A 21,649-nucleotide genomic window follows, 5' to 3' on the forward strand; every position below is an offset into this window, starting at 1 on the left:
CGTCTCACGTCCCCGGCCGCGACACCTCCGTCTCCTTGCTGGTGATGAACTCCAGCAGCACCGGAACGCCTTCCTGCGTCTTCTGGATGCCGCGTTTGATCGCGGGGATGATGTCTTCGGGCTTGGTCACCCGCTCGCCATAGCCCCCGAAGGCCCGCGCCATCGCGGCATAGTCGCCGGAGATGTCGGTCGAGCGATATTTTTCGGTCGAGACCGGCATCACCTTCAGCTCGATCGCCATCGAGAAATTATTGAGCAGGATCGACATGATCGGGATGCGCTCGCGCACTGCGGTCTCGAAATCCATGCCGGTGAAGCCGATCGCCGCATCGCCCCAGACATTGATGCAGAGCTTGTCGGGCTTTGCGAGCTTGGCGCCCATGGCAAGGCCAAGGCCGTAGCCGAGTTGCGTCGTCTTGCCCCAGCCGAGATAGGTGAGGGGTTTCGTCGATTTCCAGAACGGGGAGAGCTGGTCGCGCGGACTGCCGGCATCGTGCGTGATGATGGTGTTGTCGATGTCGACGGTGTGTTGCAGGTCCCATAGCACGCGATAGGGGCTCAAGGGGGCGTCATTGCTGGTGAGCTTCGGCATCCATTTCGCCAGCCACTCCTTGTGCGAGGCCGCGATCTCGGCCGCGACCGCGGAGGCATCACGGTCCGCGGTGACGGACTTGCCGACCTCCTCCAGCAGCGCGTCGAGCACGAGGCCGGCGTCGCCGACGAGGCCGATTTTCGCCTCCACATCCTTGTTGAGATGATTGGGGTCGAGCGTGGAATGGATGATGGTCTTGCCCTTCGGCATCGCGATGCCGAAGTTGGTCTCGGTGAAGGAGCAGCCGATGCCGAGGATGACGTCGGCCTCGGCGAGGAATTTTGGCACCGCGCGCGGCACCGCGAGGCCGCCGGAGCCGAGCGAGAGCGGATGCGTTTCCGGGAACGAGGATTTGCCCCCTAAGCTGGTGGTGACGGGGATTGCCAGCCGCTCCGCGAGCCGCTGCAACTGCGGCCAGGCCTTCGCGTAATGCACGCCCTGGCCGGCATAGATCACCGCGCGCTTGGCGTTGACGAGCAGGCCGGCCGCCTCCTTCACATGCACGGGGTCGGCGCCGTAGCGGGTGCGCAGCACCGGCGTGTAGTCGAGCGGCTCCGGCACCTCCTCGTTCCACATGTCGGAGGGGATTTCGACGATCACGGGGCCGCCGCGGCCGTTCTTCAGCTTGGTGAAGGCGCGGCGGAAGATGTTGGCGACCTCGGTCGCCAGAATGATCGGCTCGGACGATTTCGCGAAGGGCTTCATCGCCTCGCTGGAATTGAAGTTCGGCTCGATATGCGCCAGCCGGCGCTGATAGCCCATCGGCAACACCAGGACGGGAACGGACTCGCCGAAGCATTGCGCGACGCCGCCCATCGCGTTCTCCGCGCCGGGCCCATGCTGCATGCAGAACGCGCCGATGCTGGGTCCCGACGTCACCCGCGAGATCGCATCCGCCATGTGGATGCCGACGCGCTCCTGCCGCACCATCACAGGGCGGATCTCGGCCTTGGCGGCGTGCTCGATCAGATGGTTGACGGGATAGCCGCAGAGGATCTCGATCCCCTCGCGCCGCATGATTTCCGCAATGGCGGTGCCGAGCTTCATGGCGTCTCTCCCTGGGCAGGCCGGTTGGTCCGGCGTTGGGGAGAGAGAGGATCAGGAAATTGCGGGAGGGTAAAGTGCGGGACGCGAAGGAGGCGGTAGGTCAGCTATGCAGCGCGCTGCCGTAGCCCCGAGGGAGCGAAGTGCAATCGGGGATAGCTGCACCCGCTGCGCCGGCCCCGGATTTCGCTTTCGCTCCATCCGGCCGACGGGAAGCTCCGTCCTACTTGCAGTTTCGGCAGATCATCAGCTTGCGCTTCAACGCCTCATCTTCCTGATCGATCAATTGCTGAGCCGTGTTGCCTTGCGTATCCGGATTGGGCGTGGAGCCCTTTGCCGCGCGCGACCTGATCGGTCGCGTCGTCCGATCCGGAGTGTCATTGTCGTCACTGGTGGCACGGAAGCCGTCATAGTCGGCGGCAGAATTCGGCGCTTGTGGAAGTCCGCCAGTCGGGGGTGTCGGTGAGATCCTGTCCGACGCTGCCGGGGAATTTTTGGCATTCGCCCGTGGCGGCGATGCCTTGGGCGGAGCAAGCGAGACCGGCGGCGCGGTCTGTCCCCTCGCGCTGTCCTGAGACCAGACGCCGGCAAGCAAGAGGCTGAGTGCCAAGAGCGTCACGCTTCTCATCCGCATCTTCAACAGCTCCGGTCCATCGATTGACAGCATGGTTCGTCGAGCCACGCCGTGCTGAAGACTATCAGGACTCACATGGCGGTCAAAGTTCCGCAGCCGGATCCGGGGAAGATGCATCTGTGGGAGCGGCGCTCGAATTCGGCTCCGCGGCATCGGGGGCTACGATCGCTTGTGTTGCCTGTCGGGCAAAACACACCAGCGGTGGGTCTATGGCTACGCCTCAAAATATTCGCGTTTACAGAAATTCTGTTTTGCCGTACAAGCCGACACATCCCGCCCGCCACAAGGGGCGTTTCGCGATCGTCACGAGACGCGGGCCGGGAAGCGGTGGCCGCGACGGCGTCGGCGCGTCATGTTGGTTGCAGGGCGGAGATCCCGTGAGCAGCGGCAGGCGCGATACGACACGGCGCTGACAGCGTCCTTGTTCGGCCCCGATGGCGAGCGCACGCCAGCCGTCGGGGATGCGGATGTGGATGTGCGCGGACGGAGAAGTCGTGTGGTCCTGACGCCCGGGGTCTGTGCGTCAAGGCTTGCGGTGATGTGGCGGCCCGACCGGGCGCGTGCATCAGCCATCTGCAAGGCGACGGGGGCAATAGTGCATCGCTCCCCGGGGAGAGCACGAAGGACACCGTGAAAACCATCGCGCAGGGAAGGCCGGGCGACCGGCATCACCTGTCGTCCACCCCGTGCGCGTTTCTTTCGCACACGCGGGACCTCGGGTGCCAGCCGGCGCCCGGCCTTCCCCGCGCCCTTGCTGAGATAAGGGCGGAAGAGGATAGCAAAGCTCGGGCGAAACGCGCCGCGAGGATGAGCAGCCATGTCTATCGCCAAACGGCGTTCTCGTGCCCCGGACGTAGCGCAGCGCGCCGCATCTCCGCGGCGTGGTGCGCTGCAGAGCCGGGGCCATGCACCGGCGGAATGTGCAGCCGTCTGGGTCCCGGCTCTGCGCAGCAGCGTAAGAACGCTGCAGCGCGTCCGGGACAAGAGAGAGGCGCGTTTCAGCGCCGTCATGTCCCGTCACGCCTTCTCCTCCAGCGCGCGGCGCAGCCTTCGGATGATGACGCCGCGGGCGCGGTCGTCGGCGGCTGCCCCAACCCTGTCGTTGATGTCGAGCATGAGCTCCGACATCTCGTTGTGCCAGTCGAGACGGGTCACGGCCTCCGGCGCGAGCCGCCGGCGGTGATCGACGTCGAGCACGCGCGGTTCGGGCGCGGCGAGCTCGTAGATATCGTCGAGCACCGGCTGGTAGACCCTGGCCGCCGGAACGATGCGCTCGGCGACGCGTTCGGCGAGCCCCGCGATCGCGCCTTCCTCGCCATGGACCAGGAACAGCCCGCGGGAAATGGGTCGGCGCGCCGCGATCCAGCTGGCGATGCCGGCGCCGTCGGCATGGCCGGAATATTCGTCGATCATGCGGATGCGAGCCGCGACCTTGATCTCCTCGCCCTGGATCCGCACGGCCTTGGCTCCGTTCTGGAGGAAGCGGCCGAGCGTGCCGTTGGCCTGGAAGCCGGCGAGCAGCACCGTCGCGCGCTCGTTCCACAGCCAGCGCTTCAGATGGTGGCGGATGCGGCCGGCGTCGCACATGCCGCTCGCGGCGATGATGATATGGAATCCGGACAGGCGCATGATCGCCTTGCTCTCGTCCGCGGTCTCGGTGAATTTGAGATGCGGCGAGTTGAGCAGGCGCGCGGCATCGACGGATGGGTCGAGGCTCTCGGCATGGCGGCGAAACACTTCGGTGGCGCGGATCGCGAGCGGAGAATCGAGGAAGATCGGTGCGGTCGGAATCTCGCCGTGCTCCATCAGGTCGACGAGATCGACGATCAGCTCCTGGGTGCGCTCGACCGCGAAGGCAGGCATCAACAGCGCGCCGCCGGCCGTCGCGGCATCGCGCACCTCGGCCGCGAGGTGCTTGCGGCGGAGCTCAGGTGTGGTGGCCTCGCGCAGCCGGTCGCCGTAGGTCGATTCCGAGATGACGTAGTCGAAATCGGCCGGCGCTTCGGGATCGGGCTGCAGCAGCTTGGCCTCCGGCCCGACATCGCCGGACAGCAGCACGCGCAGTGGACGTGGCGCGCCCCGTTCGGCGATTTCGAGCTCGATCGAGGCCGAGCCGAGCAGATGGCCGGCGTTCCAGTAGCGCGCGCGGACGCCCGGGATCACGTCGGTCCAGCGTTCATAGTCGACCGCGCGAAACGATTGCAGCGATGCAATGGCATCGGCCTGCGTGTAGATCGGCGCGACCTGCTTTCGTCCGCGCGAGGCATTGCGACGGTTGAGCTGCGTGACTTCCGATTCCTGGATGCTGCCGGCGTCTGGCAACATGTAGGAGCAGAGGTCGATCGTGCCGCGCGTCGCCAGGATCGGTCCGTCGAATCCCGCGCGCACGAGCTTCGGCAAGAGACCGCTATGGTCGATATGGGCGTGCGTGAGCAGCACGGCATCGATATCGGCGGGGCGGAACGGAAAGGCGCCGTAGTTGAGCTCCTTCAGCGTCTTCTGGCCCTGGAACAGGCCGCAATCGACCAGGAAGCGGCCGGTCGCGGTCTGGAACAGATAGCTCGAACCGGTCACGGTGCGGGCGGCGCCGCAAAATCGAACGGTGATGCTCATGGCCTCGTCTCCGGAGGAAGTGTCGTCGTCAGCTCGGACCGCAAGGCGGCCGCGAGACTCTCGTCGAGGGAAATCGCGTTGGTCGGATGCGGAACGCTGTCGGTCGAGCGGATTGACCGGATGCCGGCGCTGGCGAACGCGACGGTCATCGCGGGTGGAAACAGCGCGTGCGTGATGACCGCATCGACGGCGGTGGCGCCCATCGCCGTCAGGGCCTTCGCCGCGGCCATCAGCGTCGTCCCGGAGGAGACGATGTCATCCACCAGCAGCGCCGGCCGTCCCGCGAGCAGGCCGGGATCGGCAAAACTGATTGCCACGGAACGATCGCCGTGCCGCGACTTTTGCGCCACCGTGTGCTGAAGTCGCAGCCGGCTCGCGATGTCGTTCACCCAGGGCTCGGACTCCCTGTCGGGTCCGATCACGATTGTCGCGGGATCGATGCCGCTCGTCGCCAGCGCGTTCGCGATCGCTGGCATGGCGGACAGGTTCTCCGCTTCGATACCCGGAAAGACCGATCTGATATCGGGGGTGCGGTGCAAATGCGCATCCACGGTGACGATACGGTCCACGGTCATTGCAAGGAGATTGCCCATGGCCCGCTGGCTGATGGCCTCGCCCGGATGAAATGCAGCATCCTGCCGCATGTAGCAGAGATAGGGCGCGACCAGCACCAGCCGCTTCGCGCCGTTGCGTCGCAGCGCCTCCGCAGCGAACAGCAGGGCGATCAGCTTGTCGTTGGGTTGGTCGAGCGGGGCATAGAGGATTGTGGTGTCGGCCGCCGGCGCGACGGCGACGCGCAGCTCGCCGTCCGGAAAACGATGCACGGCGATCTCGCTGCAGGCAAGCCCGAGCCGCGCCGCGAGGCGCTTTGCCGTATCGCTGCCGCCGGGCAGGGTCTGAAGCGCGATCGTGCTCACGGCGCCGACTTGCCTTGCAGGGCGTCATGACCGTTGACGACGAACCCGGTCTCCTCGGTGGCGGCATCGGCGGCGAGATCATGCTCGGGGCGGTCGAACGTGTAGACACGATAGAGCGGCTCGCCCTGCTCGACGCGATCGCCGATCTTCTTGAACAGGCGGATACCGGCGCCCTTGTCGAGCGGCGCGCCGGCGGTGCGGGCGAGGCGGTTAAGACGCAGGCAGTCGATCGCGGACACGGTGCCGTCATGCGCCGCCTTGACGTCGAAGCTGAGCGATCCGAGCTCGCTGCTGCATGTCGACGGACCCTGGGCGTCGATGATCTTCTGCATCTGCTTCAGCGCCGCGCCGCTGTCGAGCAGTTCGCGCGCCCTCGCATAGCCGGCGCCGCCGCGCAGCTTCGGATCGTATTCCAGCAGATGGGCGGCGAGCCGGAGCGATTTCTCGCGCAGGTCGCGCGGCGCATCCTTGTCGTTGCCGAGCACGGCCATGACGTCATTGGCCTCGAGCACCGGCCCGATGCCGTTGCCGATCGGCTGGCTTCCGTCGGTCGTGATCACCTCGACCGTGCGGCCGAAACGGTCGCCGACGAATTCGAACAGCTTGCGCAGCCGCATCGCCTCGACGCCATTGGTGACCTTCGCGGTCGGCCCGACCGGAATGTCGATCAACAGATGCGTCGAGCCTGCCGCGATCTTCTTGGACATGATGGAGGCGACCATCTGCTCGCGGGTATCGAGGCTCAGCGGGCGCTCGACCGAGATCAGGACGTCGTCGGCCGGCGACAGGTTCACGTGTCCGCCCCAGATCAGGCAGCCGTTGCAGGCCGAGACGATCGCCTTCATTTCCTCGACGCCGACATTCACCCGCGCCAGCACCTCCATCGTGTCGGCGGTGCCGGCAGGCGAAGTGATGGCGCGCGAAGAAGTCTTCGGGATCGGCAGGCCATGGGCGGCGACGATCGGCACCACGACCATCGAGGTGCGATTGCCGGGAATGCCACCGATGCAATGCTTGTCGACGACGACAGGCGTTGGCCACACCAATTGCGTGCCGGCCTGGGCCATCGCCCCCGTGAGGGCGAGCAGCTCGTCGCTGGTGATGAAGCTTGCCGACCCGATCAGGAAGGCAGCGATCTCCATGTCCGAATAGCGATAATGCGCGAGGTCGTTGATGATCGCGCCGATTTCGGCCGGGCTCAGGGTCCGCCCGCGGATCTTCGCGCGCACCGCTTCCAGGCTCTCCGGCGGTGCCGCGGGCCTGACCGTGACCAGCGTGCCGGCGCCTTGCCCGAAACGCCGCAACGCGGGTTCAGAGAGTCCGATCTCGTCCGGGGCCACCAGCGTATCGTCGTCCGTGATCAGCAACGTCGCCAGCAGGACCTTGCTGCCCTGACGCAGCTCGACGCGGCTGAAGCCGCGGAAGATCTCCGCGCGCAGCGCCTTCGACTGCCTGGAGACGACGACAACGTTCTCGCGGCCGGTATCGAGCCGGACGCGGCGGATTTTCAGTTGGGAGTGCGGAAGGTCTGGATGCATGGACAGGCCGGCAGGAAGGGAACGCAACCTCCATGCTTAGACGTCGCCGTCCTGATGCTGTTGACCCAGATCATGGCCCGCGCGCGGGACATGGGTGGGCTGCGGCGGGCCGTCACGCAGGCGCGCTGCTGCAGGCGCGTCGGTCTGGAAATGACAGGGGAAGTCGAATGCCGTGGCGATATCGCCGATGTTGGCCGGCCAAATCGGGGAGCGGGCTACTTTATCCCCGTGCTGATCGCGACAAACTTGTTGTTGAGGAGGGCGCCGCCCATGGTGTTCACGGCCGTTATGATCGCCAGCGCGATGCCTGCGGCAATGAGGCCGTACTCGATCGCGGTTGCACCATTCTCATCGGCAAGGAAGGACCTAAGCAAACGCATTGCCAACTCCCGTTCATCCGATCCAACGTATGGCCGCGTCGTTATCGGACTTGCAAATAGATCGAATAAGTCTTCATGCGCGCCAAAAGTATTAAGCCCGGGCGAGCGCGCCACTGCTCATACGACGGCATTCATTAAATTAAGGTTCCATCGATCCGTCCAACTGGATCGATATCGCCAAGCCACCCCAGGGCTGCGCGGGCACAGCGCCCGTCAGTGCGTCATCGCGGCGCCGCTTAACCGATTGTTGAGCCTGTTTGTCAACGGGCCGGCGAGGACACCATGGCGCTCATCGGCGCCGGTCGTCCGCATTCAGCGCCCGCAACATCGCGATGCGGGCGAACATCATCCAGCCGCCGCCCGTCTCGGCCGCATTGATCAAGGTCTCGATGGCGGTCTGCCAGCGCGGCTCGTGCTGGACGTCCTCGGGCAGCCGCATGATGTAGTCGGCCGCCTCCTGAAGCGTCAGCAGCTCGCGCTTGTCGCTGACGCGAACGGGATCGTCGAACGCCCTCGACCAGGGCATGTCAGGCCGCCAGATCGGCGAGGTGTGGCATCACGGCGCGATCGCGGGGGGATGCGTCTAGCCGGCCTTCTTCGCCCGAGCAGGCGCGCGCACCGGCTTGTCGGCCTTCTTCGAAGTTTCCCTGGCCGCTTCCCTGGTCGCCGTCTTCGCAGCAGCATCCTTGCCGCCCTTGCCGGCGATCGGCAGCAGCATCTCGCGCTGGCCCGCGACGCGCTTCTTCGGCTTCCTGGCTTTCGCGGTCTCCTTGGCGACCTTCGCCGCAGGCGCGGCGTCCTTCTCGCTCGCGATGCTCTTCTTCAGCGCGTCCATCAAGTTGATGACGTTGCCGCCGCTCTTCGGCGCGGCCTTGGCGGTGATCGGGGCGCCGCTGCGCTTCTTGTTGATGAGATCGATCAGCGCGGTCTCGTAATGGTCCTCGAACAGCTCGGGGTCGAACGCGCCGGACTTCTTCTCGACGATGTGCTTGGCGAGGTCGAGCATGTCCCTGGTCAGCTTCACGTCCTGGATGTCGTCGAAATATTCGGCCTCGCTGCGGACCTCGTAGGGGTAGCGCAGCAGCGTGCCCATCAGCCCGCTCTCGAGCGGCTCCAGCGCGATGATGTGCTCGCGGTTGGTCAGCACCACGCGGCCGATCGCGACCTTGTCCATGCTGCGGATGGTCTCGCGGATCACCGCATAGGCGTCATGGCCGACCTTGCCGTCGGGCACGAGGTAATAGGGGCGGATCAGATAGCGGTTGTCGATGTCGGACTTCGGCACGAACTCGTCGATATCGATCGTGTGGGTCGAATCGAGCGCGATGTCGTCGAGCTCGTCCTTGGTGACTTCGATATAGGTGTCGGTGTCGACCTTGTAGCCCTTGACGATGTCCTCGGACGTCACCTCGTCGCCGGTCTCGGCGTCGACCTTGAGATACTTGATCCGGTGGCCGGTCTTGCGGTTGATCTGGTTGAAGGAGACCTTCTCGGTATCCGAAGTGGCCGGATAGAGCGCGACCGGACAGGTCACGAGCGACAAACGCAGAAAACCCTTCCAATTGGCGCGGGGGGCCATGGGCTACTCCAAACGCAACAAGGACAGACCTATGAGGATACCATCGGGAAACAGCGAATCATAGCAAGGCCGGGCGTTGAATCTTGCAACTGCGTTAACCGGCCGCCGGGCGTGGGGTCGCGGTCCATTGGGGTGGGAAAAGCCGGAACATCACATCGGATCGGGCGTTGGCTCCACATGCACGGCTGCGAGGAGGTCGCGGTCATCGGAGGCGACACGCAGAGATTGAGGGCATCATGGCAACCACGCGAGAGCAGCGTCAGATCGTCGAAACACCAACCGAGGCGCGTCAGGGCGAACCTGGGCCGTCAGTTGCCGCATTGCTCGCCATCTCGACCGGGCTTGCGATCCTGATCCTCGCCGTCATCTGGTTCGTGTTCTTCCGGACCTGACGGCCGAATCACGGGAAGGGCGGACCTTCCGACCTGCCGCGGGACGCGGCACACTGCGCCCGCCATGTTGCCGGCTCGTCCGGTCGCATGGCGGGCGCAGTCGCATGGGCTGCGGACACATCGTATATGACCAAAAAGTAACGCGCCCGGTTCCCCGCGTTCATATTCAGTTCACGCCGGAATTGCTCATCTGGGGCGGTGTTGATGCGGCCTATGTCTGGAGAGAAGCGTGCGCCTGCTCGTTGTTGAGGACGACCCCGATCTCAATCGCCAGCTCACCAAGGCGTTGACCGACGCCGGCTATGTCGTCGATCGCGCCTTCGACGGAGAGGAGGGGCACTATCTCGGCGATAACGAGCCGTATGATGCCGTCGTGCTCGACATCGGCCTGCCGAAGAAGGACGGCATCTCGGTGCTGGAGGCCTGGCGCCGCAACGGCCGCACCATGCCGGTCCTGATCCTCACCGCACGCGACCGCTGGAGCGACAAGGTGCAGGGCTTCGATGCCGGCGCCGACGACTATGTCGCAAAGCCGTTCCATTTGGAGGAAGTGCTGGCCCGTATCCGTGCGCTGCTGCGCCGCTCGACCGGCCATGCCCAGAGCGAGCTCAGCTGCGGCCCCGTCACGCTCGACACCAGGACCGGCCGCGTCAGCGTGTCAGGCAATCCCGTCAAGATGACCTCACACGAATATCGGCTTCTGGCCTACCTGATGCACCATTCCGGCCGGGTGGTCTCGCGCACCGAGCTGGTCGAGCACCTCTACGACCAGGACTTCGACCGCGACTCGAATACGATCGAGGTGTTCGTCGGCCGCATCCGCAAGAAGCTCGACGTCGACATCATCCAGACTGTCCGCGGCCTCGGCTATCTCCTAACCCCGCCGGCCGCCTGAGGCGTTCCGGGGCTTGACGGGCAGCCTGACAGGGGCCTTGGTCCGGGACATGAGTTCTGACGCCCGCCACCCTGCGCCTTCCCGGATCATTCCGATGGCCGCTAGTTCGCTTGCGACCCGCCTGTTCCTGTCGGCGACCGCCTGGCTCGTGGTGATTCTGGCCATCACCGGCGTGGTGCTGTCGTCGGTCTACAAGAACGCCACCGAGCGCGCCTTCGACCGCCGGCTCAATCTCTATCTCCGCACCCTCATCGCCGAGGTCGCGACCCCCGACGAGCCGCCGGACCGCCAGTTCCAGTCGCTCGGCGAGCCGCTGTTCGAGCTGCCGTTGTCCGGCTGGTACTGGCAGATCACGCGGACCGACACCGAAAAGCCGGAGGTGCGCTCCTCGCGCTCGCTCTGGGACAAGAAGCTGCCGAAGCTGGAAGAGCAGGGCACCGAGCTCACCGCCGCCGGAATCCGGCTGGCCTATGTCGACGGGCCCGAGGGGCAGAATCTGCGCATGGTCGAGCGTCCCGTCGATCTCGGCGCCGACGGCAAGTTTCTGGTCAGCGTCGCCGGCGACGATACCGAGATTTTCGACGAGACGCGCAGTTTCGACTACTATCTCGGCGGCACCTTCACCGCGCTCGGCATCGTGCTGCTGCTGACGACCGTGTTCCAGGTCCGCTTCGGCCTCGCACCGCTCAAGCGCATCTCGGAATCGATCGCCGATATCCGCTCCGGGCGGGCTGAGCGGCTCGAGGGCGAATTCCCGGTCGAGATCGCGCCACTGGCGCGCGAGACCAACGCGCTGATCGATGCCAATCGCGAAATCGTCGAGCGCGCACGCACCCATGTCGGCAATCTCGCCCATGCGATCAAGACGCCGCTCTCTGTCATCGTCAACGAGGCCGGCGCCCACATCGCCGATCCCTTCGCGGCCAAGGTGATGGAGCAGGCGGATGTGATGCGCGACCAGGTCGACCATCATCTGGAGCGTGCGCGCATCGCGGCGCGGGTCTCGGTCGTTGGGACGGTGACGGAGGTGGCGCCTGCCATCGAGGCGCTGCGGCGGACCATGGAGAAGATCCATCGCGACCGTGGCATCATGGTCGACGCCAAGGCCGATCCGTCGGCAAAATTTCGCGGCGAGCGGCAGGATCTGGAGGAGATGGTCGGCAATCTCGTCGACAATGCCTGCAAATGGGCGGCCTCGCGCGTCTTCATCGAGGTCCTCGTGGAAGCGCCGCACCAGGCCGGGGTGGGCCCGCGGCTGCGGATCATCGTCGATGACGACGGCCGCGGCTTGTCGGAAGCCGAGCGGGCGCAGGTCTCGCGGCGCGGCCAGCGGCTCGACGAGTCCAAGCCCGGCTCGGGGCTGGGCCTGTCCATCGTGGTCGATCTCGCCGCGCTTTATGGCGGCAGCCTCTCGCTCGGTGGTGCGCCGACCGGCGGCCTGCGTGCCGAGCTGGTCCTTCCGGGCGTATAATCCGTTGTTCCGACAGGGATATTCGTCCTCACCGACGCCCGGCCGCAGCAAACCTGTGGGATTCGCTCCGACGTCCTAAACGGCTTCTTAAGTGGGGGCCTCCTATGATCGCGCCGGACCCATCCCATGTCCGCCATTTTACCGTGCATTACCCGGGCGCATGAGCCAGACATCGATCGAGCGGCTGAGGGAATATCTCGCGCAGCTCCCGCCGCAGGCGCAGGCGCTGCTGATGCGGGAGTTCGAGCGCGCGCTCGAGCGCGGCCAGGATACGGCTGTCGCGACCCTCGTGCTCGAGCAGTTGCGCAAGATCGTCCGCAAGTCGGAAGCCGATGAAGCCCCGCCGCCGCGCACGGACGATCTGTCGCGGCTGTTGTTCCAGGCGCTGGAACCGTTCCTGATCGAGGCCGGCGTCCCGCTGCGGGTCGGCCAGATCCGCCGCACTTCGCTGCAGCCGATCTGGCAATGGCTCGGCCGCGACGGCGCACCGGACAAGGTGAACGAGTTCGAGGCCGCGCTGGCGCGGATGCCCCCCGATAGTGCGGGGCAGGTCGAGGCCCTCGCGCAGAAGCTCCAGGGGGTGGCTGCGGATGCCATTTTCGAGCTGACCGGTCCCGGCGGCGGCGACAAGTCGCGCGCGCTCGCCCGGGTCGGCCCGCCCAACGTGATCGAGGACCTCTATTCGATCGGAGCGGTGCTTCAGGTCCGGGAGGCCATCGCCGGCTTGAACGAGAAGCTGCCGCGCACTCTGCGCGCTTTCGGCGATCCGCAGATCGCCTCGGTGACGTCGGCGCTCAACATTCCGGTCCTGCAGACGCCGCAAATGCTGCCCTTCGCGCTGTCGATCGTGGTGCAGCGGATGACTGCCCCGTGGCAGATCATCCGCCTCGCCATCAAGATTGCCGCGTCCGACGACGAGATCCGCGTCGCGGCGACGCCTTACGGCGTTGCCGTCACGATCGCGCTGCACGACCTGTCCTGTGTTGCCGCTACCCTGCGCATGGACATCAAGCGCGGCCATTTCGACAACGTTGCCGGCAACCTCAAGGCGCTGCACGACGGCGTGCGCGGCCTGCGCACCGAGCTCGACCTGCGCAACGATTCCGCCTGGGGCAAGCAATTGACCTCGATCCGGGCCGACATCTCCAATGCGCTGCAATCCGAGATCGACAGCGTTCCCGGCCGCGTTCGCCGCATCCTGCGCCAGCGCCCCGAGAAAGACATTCCGCCGGGGGCGCGGATCGACAGCACCGAGGTGGAGGAAACGGCGGCGCTGATCGATTTCGTCGCGACCTGCCGCAATTATGCGAGCGAGCTTGCGATCAACGAGGTGACGCTGCGCACCTATTCCGACCTTCAGCAATATGTCGAACGCTCGACCGAGCAATTGGTGCAGTCGCTGCGCGCCGCCGATCACAAGGTGCGCACCTATCGGCAGCAGCAGGTGCAGGCCGCGATTCGCTTCTGCCAGGTGCTGTTTGGCGATGATTACGCCTCGCTGATGAGCCGGGCCGCGGAGAACGCAGCGACCGGCGAGCGGAAATCGTCGCGCGCAAGCTAGCCTAAGCGCATATTTTCGTGATCACAATTTGTGGTTGACGGTGCCGGTGGTGCGCCGTACGGTCCCCGTGCAAGTCCGGGGAACTTCTATTTGTGGGCGCATGAAACCCGTAATCAGCTCCATCGAAATTGAGAACCGCATCATTGTTGCCAAGTATCAAAGACTGATGGTCGGCGCCAAAGTGGTGCTGGTCGAGAAGGCAAGCGGTCGGCAACTCTCCGAGACAATCACGAGGGTTGCATCCCCGGTTCCCGTCGGAGCGCTGCGCATCAGATTGCCGGACGCAGTCAAGCCGGGAACATACTTCCTGAGGGCCTTCAACGGCCACGGTGAGGACGCCGCGCAAAGTACGGACTTCGAGATCGGCTAAGCCGTTGGATTTTCACCGTTTCGAGACCGTGCGCGGTCGCGCCAAATTGACAATTGTCAATTGCCGCATCATCCGGCCGTGGTGTAAAGCCACCTATGGGCGCGGTTCGTGCGCTGCCGGAAGCTTGCCAGATGACGCTATGGTTCGTGTTCGCGCTGATGACGGTCGCGGCGATTTTCGCCGTGCTCTGGCCGCTTGGCCGCAATGGACGCGCGCAAGACCAGGGCAGCGAGGTCGCGGTTTACAAGGACCAGCTGGCCGAGATCGAGCGTGATCTCGCCGCAGGCTTGATTCCTGCGCCGGACGCCGAGGCTGCGCGCGTCGAGATCAGCCGCAGGCTGCTCGCCGCGGCCGCCAGCGAGCCCGTCGTGGCGCCGAAATCGAATCTCAAATGGCGCCGCGCGGCGGCCGTGCTGGCGCTCGCTGGCCTGCCGCTCGTTGCGATCGGCGTCTACATGCCACTCGGCTCGCCCCGGCTTCAGGACTTTCCCCTGGCGCAGCGCGAGCGTGGATCCGGGTCCGGCGTGGCGCAGTCGCTCGAGAATCTCGTCGTGCAGGTCCAGCAACATCTGGAGAAGAATCCGACCGACGGGCGCGGCTGGAATGTGCTTGCGCCGGTGTTGGAGCGGCTCGGCCGTTTCGACGATGCCGTGCGCGCCTATCGCAACTCGCTCACCTACAATGGCGAGAGCGCGGAGCGCCGGTCCGATCTCGGCGAAGCGATCTCGGCTGCCGCCGGGGGTGTGGTGACCGTCGAGGCCAAGGCGGAATTTGAGCGTGCGCACGCCCTGAACGCGGACGATCCCAAGGCGAACTACTTCCTCGGCCTTGCCGCCGAGCAGGACGGCCGCAAGGACGATGCAGCCACGATCTGGCGCGCGTTGCTTGCGAAAGCGCCCGCGGATGCGCCGTGGCGTGCCCTGGTGCAGTCCTCGCTGGTGCGGGTCGGTGGCGGGACGATGCCGGCGCTGTCCGACGAGACGATTGCTGCGTCCAAGGATATGGCCGAAGGCGATCGCAACGCGATGGTGCGCGGCATGGTCGATCGTCTGGCCACCCGGTTGAAGCAGAACGGCGACGACGTCGATGGATGGCTGCGGCTGGTGCGCGCCTATCTCGTGATGGGCGAGCGGGACAAGGCCATGGGGGCATCGGCCGATGCCCGGCAGGCGGTTGCCAGCGACGCCGAGCGGCTGCGCCAACTTGATGAAGGCCTCAGGACTCTCGGGCTCGGCGGATGACGATGTCGGGACAAGAGACGCGGAGAACGGATACGCCATGACGCGCAAGCAGCGACGTATGACCATCATCGGCGGCTCGCTCGCCGTGCTCGCGCTCGCGGCCGCGCTGGTGCTCAACGCACTTCGCGACTCCATCGTGTTCTTCTCGACGCCGACCATGGTCGCCGAGAAGCACGTCGAGCCCGGCAAGCGGTTTCGCCTCGGCGGGCTGGTACAGCCCGGTTCGCTCCAGCGCGGCGACAATCTCGCGGTGACCTTTGAGGTTGCCGATGGCAACGCCAAGCTGCCGGTGGCCTACAAGGGCATCCTGCCCGACCTGTTCCGCGAAGGGCAGGGCGTCGTCGCCGAGGGCGCGCTTGACGCCCATGGCGTGTTCAAGGCTGATACCGTGCTGGCCAAGCACGACGAGACCTACATGCCCAAGGACGTTGCCGATGCCCTGAAGAAGCAGGGGCACTGGAAGGACGATTACGGCGGCAAGCCCTCTGATAGCGGCAAGACGTCCGATGCGGGCAAGCCCGCGGCGACGACCGCACAGGGCAATCCGCAGGGAGCAATGCGGTGATCGCAGAATCCGGACATTACGCGTTGGTGCTGGCGCTTGGGCTCGCACTGATCCAGTCAATCGTGCCCCTGATTGGCGCGCGCCTCAACGATGTCGCGCTCATGAATGTGGCGCGATCCACGGCGCTAGCGCAGCTCCTGTTCGTCGGTGCCTCGTTCGTAGCTCTCGTGATGCTGCACGTGAACTCGGACTTTTCCGTCGCCAACGTCTACGAGAACTCCCACTCGATGAAGCCGCTGCTCTACAAGATCACCGGCGTGTGGGGAAACCATGAAGGCTCGATGCTGTTGTGGGTGTCGATCCTCGCGTTGTTCGGCGGGCTCGTTGCGGCGTTCGGCAATAATCTGCCGCTGTCGCTGCGCGCGCACGTGCTTGCCGTGCAGGCATGGGTCGCCAGCGCCTTCTATCTGTTCATCCTCGTGACGTCGAACCCGTTCCTGCGTATCGCCGCCCCGCCGATCGAGGGGCGCGATCTCAATCCGGTGCTCCAGGACATCGGCCTCGCCGTGCATCCGCCGATGCTCTATCTCGGCTATGTCGGCTTTTCGATCTCGTTCTCCTTCGCGATCGCGGCGCTGATGGAGGGCCGGATCGACGCAGCCTGGGCGCGCTGGGTGCGGCCGTGGACGCTGGTCGCCTGGATCTTCCTGACGCTCGGCATCGCCATGGGTTCGTACTGGGCCTATTACGAGCTCGGTTGGGGCGGCTGGTGGTTCTGGGATCCGGTCGAGAACGCCTCGCTGATGCCGTGGCTCTCCGGCACCGCGCTGCTCCATTCCGCCCTGGTGATGGAGAAGCGCAACGCGCTGAAGGTCTGGACCATCCTGCTCTCGATCCTGACCTTCTCGCTGTCGCTGCTCGGCACCTTCCTGGTGCGCTCGGGCGTCATCACCTCCGTGCACGCCTTCGCCACCGATCCTACCCGCGGCGTGTTCATCCTGCTGATCCTCTGCCTGTTCATCGGCGGCAGCCTGTCCCTGTTCGCGGGCCGCGCCACGTCGTTGAAGCAGGGCGGCCTGTTCGCGCCGATCTCGCGCGAGGGCGCGCTGGTGCTGAACAATCTCCTGCTCACCGTGGCCTGCGCGGTCGTGCTGTTCGGCACGCTCTATCCGCTCGCGATGGAAATGCTCGCCGACTTCAAGATGTCGGTCGGCGCGCCCTTCTACAACCTCACCTTCGCGCCGCTGTTTACGCTGTTGCTGCTTGCCGTGCCGTTCGGGCCGATGCTGGCGTGGAAGCGCGGCGATCTGCTCGGCGTCACGCAGCGCCTGCTCGCGGCGGGCGTCGCCGGGCTCGTCGCCGTCGCCATCGCCTGGGGCTGGGCCAGCGGCGGCAGCACGTTGGCGCCGCTCGCGATCGGGCTCGGCATCTTCGTCATCGGCGGTGCCGTCACCGACATCGTCGAGCGGACCGGGCTCGTCCGGCTGCCGTTTGCAACGGTGCTGCACCGGGCGCGCGGCCTGCCGCGCTCGGCCTGGGGCACGACGTTCGCGCATGCCGGCCTCGGCGTCGCGCTGATCGGGATCGTCTGCGAGACCACCTGGAACAGCGAATACATCGCGACCATGAAGCAGAACGACGTCGCCCACATCGCCGGCTTCGACGTGAAGCTCGACGGGGTGCTGCAGCGTCAGGGCCCGAACTACCGCGAGATGATCGCCGAGTTCAACGTCAGCCTCGATGGCAAGCCACTCAGCGTCATGACGCCCTCCAAGCGCAGCTTCACCACCCGCGGCTCCTCGACCACCGAGGCCGCACTGCTGACGCGCGGCGCGAGCCAGCTCTACATTTCGCTCGGCGAGGCCAATGCCGAGGGCGCCATCGCCGTGCGCATCTATCACAAGCCGCTGGTGCTCCTGATCTGGTGGGGGCCGGTGCTGATGGCATTCGGCGGCGTGCTGTCGCTGTCCGACCGGCGGCTGCGGGTCGGCGCGCCGAAGCCGGCGCGGGCCAAGCAGCGCCTCCAGCCGGCGGAGTGATCCGATGCGCCGGATGATGGCCGCGTTCGTCCTGCTGATGCTGCTGGCCTTGCCTGCGGCCCACGCCGTGCAGCCCGACGAGATCATGCCGGATCCCGCCAAGGAAGCCCGCGCGCGGGAGCTGTCGCGCGAGCTGCGCTGCATGGTCTGCCAGAACCAGTCGATCGACGATTCCGATGCGCCGCTGGCGCGCGACCTGCGGCTCCTGGTGCGCGAGCGCATCGGCGCCGGCGACAGCAACTCGCAGGTGCTCGACTTCCTGGTCGCGCGCTACGGCGAGTTCGTGCTGCTGAAGCCACGCTTCGAGCGCCAGACCCTGCTGCTGTGGCTGCTCGGGCCGTTGCTTCTGATCGGCGGTGGCCTGGCGCTGTGGCTGCAAATCCGCCGTCGCTCGCGGAGTGGTGCAGATGTACCTGCTCCGCCGCTCACTGCGGACGAACAGGCGCGGCTCGCCGCGTTGATGTCCGATGATGCGAAGTCGTCCTAGCCTACGTAGTGATACTTAGGCCGGTTGGCGCAGCTTGTTTCATGCTCTGTTGACCTTTGTCTGGAAGCTTGTCGCAAGATTCGATTCCAGCCTTTGAGTCCCCCGATGTTCGCGAACAGCAATCTGACGATCCGCTTCCTGGTCGGCGCCGTCGTCGCTGCATTATTGTTTCTGCTGGGCATCGGCGGCGGCACCGGCTTCATCGCGGTGCTCTATCTCAACAACGAGATCACCAGCCTGTCGGCGGACTTCGCCGCGCTGAGCGGCCCCGCGCGCGACCATGCCATGCAGATCTACCAGCAGGCGCAGACCGCGTTCTCCTATTTCCTGATGGCCTGCGGCGTGATCGCCGTCGTCGCCGTCGCGATCTGCCTCACCACCTGGTTCGCCGTGCGCAACGGCATCCTCAGTCCGCTGGCCGCGATGGTGCATGCCATGCGCGAGGTCGCGGACCAGAAATTCCAGACATCGGTTCCGGGGCTCGGCCGCACCAATGAGATCGGCCTGCTCGCCGGTGCGCTGGAGGTCTTCAAGACCAGCGGGCTCGAGCGACGCCACCTCACCGAGCAGCAGCTGCGCGAAGCCCAGCACCAGGCCGAGCGATCGAAATTCCTGGACGACCGGATCAAGCGCTTCAACGACCTCGTCGCCAGCGTCGTCGACAGCGTGGCCTCATCGGCGGTGCATCTGAAGAGCAACGCCGAGACGCTGTCGCGGACCGCCAACGACACCAGCACCAAGGCCAATGCGGTTGCGAGCGCGGCGAGCCAGGCCAGCGCCAGCGTGCAGACGGTCGCCGGTTCTGCCGAGGAGATGACGAACTCGATCGGCACGATCAGCCGTCGCGTCACCGACGCGACGCAGCGCGCCGAGGGCGCGGCGTCCCAGGCGGAGAAGAGCCGCGACACCATCCACACGCTGTCCGATGCCGCCGACAAGATCGGCGAGGTCGTGCAACTCGTGCAGGCGATCGCATCGCAGACCAATCTGCTGGCGTTGAACGCCACCATCGAGGCGGCGCGGGCTGGGGAGGCCGGCAAGGGGTTTGCGGTGGTCGCCTCCGAGGTGAAGAATCTGGCGCATCAGACCAGCAAGGCGACGGAGGAGATCACCTCTCATGTCGCCAGCATTCAGGGCATCACCGCGGAGACGCGCGGCGCGATCGACGGCATTTCCAAGACGCTGTCGGAGATCTCGTCCATCATGTCCGGCATCGAGGTCGACACTGCCCAGCAGCGCAACGCGACGCAGGAGATCACGCGCAGCGCCCAGAGCGCCGCGCACGGAACCCTCGACGTCTCCAACCATATCGTCCAGATCACCTCGACCTCCGCGCAGACCGGCCGCATGGCCGCCGAGGCGCGGGATTCCGCGGTCGACCTGTCGCAGCAGGCCGCGACCCTGAAGCGCGAAGTCGACGAGTTCATCGTCAGCGTCAGGGCAAGCTGAGCGCGCCAAAAACGCGCTTGCGACGCCATCACGGGAACTCGGTTAAGTTCCTGTGAAGCCACAATTTTCGGTGTGCGCTGAACTGCCGCATCGCAGCTAGCCCTTCATTACAAAAGTTTAACCCCGCCGCCAGCGCACGGTAAGGCGGGAGCCCCCATCTTCAGGACCGTAAGGTGCCGCCATCGGGCACCAAATGGATTTCAAGGCCCTGGAGATCTCCGCATGACCGACCGTCCCGACCTCTCGAACCTTCCGTCCTACCGGCAGCCGCGCCGGTCGGTGTTTTCCGCGCGCAAGTTCGCGCTGATGGCCTCGGTCGTCGCCGGTCTCGGCGCGGCCGTCTATGGCTTCAGCCCCTCGACCTCGCCGGCCGACCTGTTCTCGAGCCCGGCGCATGCGCAGGTCAACAACGAGGTCCGCAAGGTCGAACGCCCGGTCGGTTTCGCCGACATCGTCGAGCGTGTGAAGCCGTCGGTGATCTCGGTGAAGGTCAACATCAAGGAGAAGACCGCGAGCAACGACGACGGCGATGATTCCTCCGCGCCGTTCCAGCCGGGCTCGCCGATGGAGCGCTTCTTCCGCCGCTTCGGCGGTCCGGATGGTTTCCCGGGCCTGAAGGGCGGCCGTGGCCGCGTCGTGCAGGGCCAGGGCTCCGGCTTCTTCATTTCGGCCGACGGCTTTGCCGTGACCAACAACCACGTGGTCGACGGCGCCGACAAGGTCGAGGTCACCACCGATGACGGCAAGACCTACACCGCCAAGGTGATCGGCACCGACCAGCGCACCGACCTCGCTTTGATCAAGGTCGAGGGCAGCTCGAACTTCCCGTTCGCCAAGCTCGCCGACGCCAAGCCGCGCATCGGCGACTGGGTGCTCGCGGTCGGCAATCCCTTCGGTCTCGGCGGCACCGTGACCGCCGGCATCGTCTCGGCCAGCGGCCGCGACATCGGCAACGGTCCGTATGACGATTTCATCCAGATCGACGCGCCCGTGAACAAGGGCAATTCCGGCGGTCCCGCTTTCGACACCAACGGCGAGGTGATGGGCGTCAACACCGCGATCTACTCGCCCTCCGGCGGCAGCGTCGGCATCGCGTTCTCGATTCCGGCGAGCACCGTCAAGAGCGTGGTCGCCCAGCTCAAGGACAACGGCTCGGTCAGCCGCGGCTGGATCGGTGTGCAGATTCAGCCTGTCACCTCCGACATCGCCGACAGCCTCGGCATGAAGAAGGCCGAAGGCGCGCTGGTGGCGGAGCCTCAGGCCAACGGTCCGGCCGCGAAGGCCGGCATCGAGTCCGGTGACGTGATCACCGCGGTCAACGGCGAGTCCGTCAAGGACGCCCGCGAGCTTGCCCGGACCATCGGTGGCATGGCGCCCGGCGCGACCGTGAAGCTCAACGTGCTGCACAAGGGCCAGGACAAGGTCGTGAACATGACGCTCGGCCAGCTGCCGAATACGGTCGAGGCCAAGGCCGACAACGACAATGATAGCGGCAAGGGTGCGAGCAAGGGCACCGACGTGCCCAAGCTCGGCATGACCGTTGCCCCCGCCAATTCGGTGGCCGGCGCCGGCAAGGAAGGCGTCGTGGTCACCGAGGTCGATCCGAAGAGCGCCGCGGCCGAGCGCGGTTTCAAGGAAGGCGACGTGATTCTCGAAGTCGGCGGCAAGAGCGTGGCCACCGCCGGCGAAGTCCGCGACGCCATCAACATGGCGCGGACCGACAACAAGAACAGCGTCCTGATGCGCGTGAAGAGCGGCGGCCAGTCGCGCTTCGTCGCGGTGCCCCTCGCCAAGGGCTGAGGCTTCAGGAGGCCTACGAGATGAAGGGTGTCGCCGGCATCAGTCGCCCCCGCCGACGGCGCCCTTCGGGGAAGCAGCGCAACGTTCGCTTCCCCTCTCTACCTTCCGGTGGAATTACGCCCCCCTCCGTCGGAAGGCCTAG

18 protein-coding genes and 1 pseudogene are annotated in these 21,649 nt (G+C 65.9%); 11 read left to right on the plus strand and 8 right to left on the minus strand.

Features of this window, described 5'->3' with window-relative positions; all coding sequences use genetic code 11:
- Positions 1-4: 4 nt before the first annotated feature.
- The 8 genes and pseudogenes from XH81_RS25130 to ku form a co-directional block, all read right to left on the minus strand.
- A pseudogene (locus tag XH81_RS25130) lies at positions 5-1,642 on the minus strand (thiamine pyrophosphate-requiring protein); the annotation flags it as partial.
- A gap of 217 nt (positions 1,643-1,859) precedes the next feature.
- Positions 1,860-2,387, minus strand: a complete 528-nt coding sequence (locus XH81_RS25135) for a hypothetical protein (RefSeq protein WP_312015357.1) — start codon at positions 2,385-2,387, stop codon at positions 1,860-1,862.
- Between the two features lie 900 nt (positions 2,388-3,287).
- The gene (locus XH81_RS25140) at positions 3,288-4,883 is read right to left on the minus strand and encodes an MBL fold metallo-hydrolase (RefSeq protein WP_097668817.1); all 1,596 of its coding nucleotides are present in this window, start codon (positions 4,881-4,883) and stop codon (positions 3,288-3,290) included.
- Positions 4,880-5,800: a ribose-phosphate pyrophosphokinase gene (locus XH81_RS25145; RefSeq protein ID WP_028143000.1), complete on the minus strand. Its 921-nt coding sequence runs from the start codon at positions 5,798-5,800 to the stop codon at positions 4,880-4,882. Before XH81_RS25145 ends, XH81_RS25140 begins: the two co-directional genes overlap by 4 nt.
- Positions 5,797-7,338 (minus strand): thymidine phosphorylase family protein, encoded by a 1,542-nt coding sequence (locus XH81_RS25150; RefSeq protein ID WP_028143001.1) that lies wholly within the window; start codon positions 7,336-7,338, stop codon positions 5,797-5,799. Before XH81_RS25150 ends, XH81_RS25145 begins: the two co-directional genes overlap by 4 nt.
- 215 nt (positions 7,339-7,553) lie before the next feature.
- Positions 7,554-7,718, minus strand: coding sequence for a Flp family type IVb pilin (locus XH81_RS25155; protein WP_018315817.1), 165 nt, complete (start codon positions 7,716-7,718; stop codon positions 7,554-7,556).
- A 289-nt stretch (positions 7,719-8,007) separates the two neighbouring features.
- On the minus strand, positions 8,008-8,244 hold the full coding sequence (locus tag XH81_RS25160; RefSeq protein WP_028143002.1) for a hypothetical protein: 237 nt from the start codon (positions 8,242-8,244) through the stop codon (positions 8,008-8,010).
- A gap of 57 nt (positions 8,245-8,301) precedes the next feature.
- Complete coding sequence (ku, locus tag XH81_RS25165) at positions 8,302-9,297, minus strand: non-homologous end joining protein Ku (RefSeq protein ID WP_028143003.1); 996 nt, start codon at positions 9,295-9,297, stop codon at positions 8,302-8,304.
- A 236-nt stretch (positions 9,298-9,533) separates the two neighbouring features.
- On the opposite strand from ku, the gene XH81_RS25170 reads away from it, so the two are divergent.
- The 11 genes from XH81_RS25170 to XH81_RS25220 all read left to right on the plus strand — a co-directional run bounded on the left by XH81_RS25170 (position 9,534) and on the right by XH81_RS25220 (position 21,507).
- Positions 9,534-9,689: a hypothetical protein gene (locus tag XH81_RS25170; protein ID WP_018315820.1), complete on the plus strand. Its 156-nt coding sequence runs from the start codon at positions 9,534-9,536 to the stop codon at positions 9,687-9,689.
- Between the two features lie 229 nt (positions 9,690-9,918).
- Positions 9,919-10,584 carry a response regulator transcription factor gene (locus XH81_RS25175; protein ID WP_018315821.1) on the plus strand — a complete coding sequence of 222 codons (666 nt, stop codon included), beginning with the start codon at positions 9,919-9,921 and terminating at the stop codon, positions 10,582-10,584.
- A 94-nt stretch (positions 10,585-10,678) separates the two neighbouring features.
- On the plus strand, positions 10,679-12,055 hold the full coding sequence (locus XH81_RS25180) for a sensor histidine kinase (RefSeq protein WP_028143004.1): 1,377 nt from the start codon (positions 10,679-10,681) through the stop codon (positions 12,053-12,055).
- A gap of 160 nt (positions 12,056-12,215) precedes the next feature.
- Positions 12,216-13,616, plus strand: coding sequence for a hypothetical protein (locus tag XH81_RS25185; protein WP_028143005.1), 1,401 nt, complete (start codon positions 12,216-12,218; stop codon positions 13,614-13,616).
- Between the two features lie 100 nt (positions 13,617-13,716).
- Entirely contained in the window at positions 13,717-13,986 is a 270-nt protein-coding gene (locus XH81_RS25190) for a hypothetical protein (protein WP_028143006.1), read from the plus strand.
- A gap of 131 nt (positions 13,987-14,117) precedes the next feature.
- The gene (ccmI, locus tag XH81_RS25195; protein WP_028143007.1) at positions 14,118-15,227 is read left to right on the plus strand and encodes a c-type cytochrome biogenesis protein CcmI; all 1,110 of its coding nucleotides are present in this window, start codon (positions 14,118-14,120) and stop codon (positions 15,225-15,227) included.
- A gap of 37 nt (positions 15,228-15,264) precedes the next feature.
- Complete coding sequence (gene ccmE / locus XH81_RS25200) at positions 15,265-15,792, plus strand: cytochrome c maturation protein CcmE (protein WP_028143008.1); 528 nt, start codon at positions 15,265-15,267, stop codon at positions 15,790-15,792.
- The gene (locus XH81_RS25205) at positions 15,789-17,771 is read left to right on the plus strand and encodes a heme lyase CcmF/NrfE family subunit (RefSeq protein ID WP_028143009.1); all 1,983 of its coding nucleotides are present in this window, start codon (positions 15,789-15,791) and stop codon (positions 17,769-17,771) included. The genes ccmE and XH81_RS25205 overlap by 4 nt, the downstream gene beginning before the upstream one ends.
- Before the next feature lie 4 nt (positions 17,772-17,775).
- The gene (locus tag XH81_RS25210; RefSeq protein WP_028143010.1) at positions 17,776-18,258 is read left to right on the plus strand and encodes a cytochrome c-type biogenesis protein; all 483 of its coding nucleotides are present in this window, start codon (positions 17,776-17,778) and stop codon (positions 18,256-18,258) included.
- 105 nt (positions 18,259-18,363) lie between these two features.
- Positions 18,364-19,707, plus strand: a complete 1,344-nt coding sequence (locus XH81_RS25215; protein WP_028143011.1) for a methyl-accepting chemotaxis protein — start codon at positions 18,364-18,366, stop codon at positions 19,705-19,707.
- A gap of 222 nt (positions 19,708-19,929) precedes the next feature.
- Positions 19,930-21,507 (plus strand): Do family serine endopeptidase, encoded by a 1,578-nt coding sequence (locus tag XH81_RS25220; protein WP_271596402.1) that lies wholly within the window; start codon positions 19,930-19,932, stop codon positions 21,505-21,507.
- Positions 21,508-21,649 lie beyond the last annotated feature (142 nt).

Origin of the sequence: Bradyrhizobium sp. CCBAU 25360 (assembly GCF_028128695.1) — a bacterium.
Lineage (GTDB): Bacteria > Pseudomonadota > Alphaproteobacteria > Rhizobiales > Xanthobacteraceae > Bradyrhizobium > Bradyrhizobium ottawaense.

Excerpts from the sequence above, each read along its gene's own strand:
- XH81_RS25185 (WP_028143005.1), top strand. The coding sequence starts at position 12,216 with ATGAGCCAGACATCGATCGAGCGGCTGAGGGAATATCTCGCGCAGCTC.
- XH81_RS25135 (WP_312015357.1), bottom strand. The coding sequence starts at position 2,387 with ATGCATCTTCCCCGGATCCGGCTGCGGAACTTTGACCGCCATGTGAGT.
- XH81_RS25155 (WP_018315817.1), bottom strand. The coding sequence starts at position 7,718 with ATGCGTTTGCTTAGGTCCTTCCTTGCCGATGAGAATGGTGCAACCGCG.
- XH81_RS25150 (WP_028143001.1), bottom strand. The coding sequence starts at position 7,338 with ATGCATCCAGACCTTCCGCACTCCCAACTGAAAATCCGCCGCGTCCGG.
- XH81_RS25140 (WP_097668817.1), bottom strand. The coding sequence starts at position 4,883 with ATGAGCATCACCGTTCGATTTTGCGGCGCCGCCCGCACCGTGACCGGT.
- XH81_RS25180 (WP_028143004.1), top strand. The coding sequence starts at position 10,679 with ATGGCCGCTAGTTCGCTTGCGACCCGCCTGTTCCTGTCGGCGACCGCC.
- XH81_RS25160 (WP_028143002.1), bottom strand. The coding sequence starts at position 8,244 with ATGCCCTGGTCGAGGGCGTTCGACGATCCCGTTCGCGTCAGCGACAAG.
- XH81_RS25170 (WP_018315820.1), top strand. The coding sequence starts at position 9,534 with ATGGCAACCACGCGAGAGCAGCGTCAGATCGTCGAAACACCAACCGAG.
- XH81_RS25190 (WP_028143006.1), top strand. The coding sequence starts at position 13,717 with ATGAAACCCGTAATCAGCTCCATCGAAATTGAGAACCGCATCATTGTT.
- ccmI (WP_028143007.1), top strand. The coding sequence starts at position 14,118 with ATGACGCTATGGTTCGTGTTCGCGCTGATGACGGTCGCGGCGATTTTC.
- XH81_RS25215 (WP_028143011.1), top strand. The coding sequence starts at position 18,364 with ATGTTCGCGAACAGCAATCTGACGATCCGCTTCCTGGTCGGCGCCGTC.
- XH81_RS25210 (WP_028143010.1), top strand. The coding sequence starts at position 17,776 with ATGCGCCGGATGATGGCCGCGTTCGTCCTGCTGATGCTGCTGGCCTTG.
- ku (WP_028143003.1), bottom strand. The coding sequence starts at position 9,297 with ATGGCCCCCCGCGCCAATTGGAAGGGTTTTCTGCGTTTGTCGCTCGTG.
- XH81_RS25220 (WP_271596402.1), top strand. The coding sequence starts at position 19,930 with ATGACCGACCGTCCCGACCTCTCGAACCTTCCGTCCTACCGGCAGCCG.
- ccmE (WP_028143008.1), top strand. The coding sequence starts at position 15,265 with ATGACGCGCAAGCAGCGACGTATGACCATCATCGGCGGCTCGCTCGCC.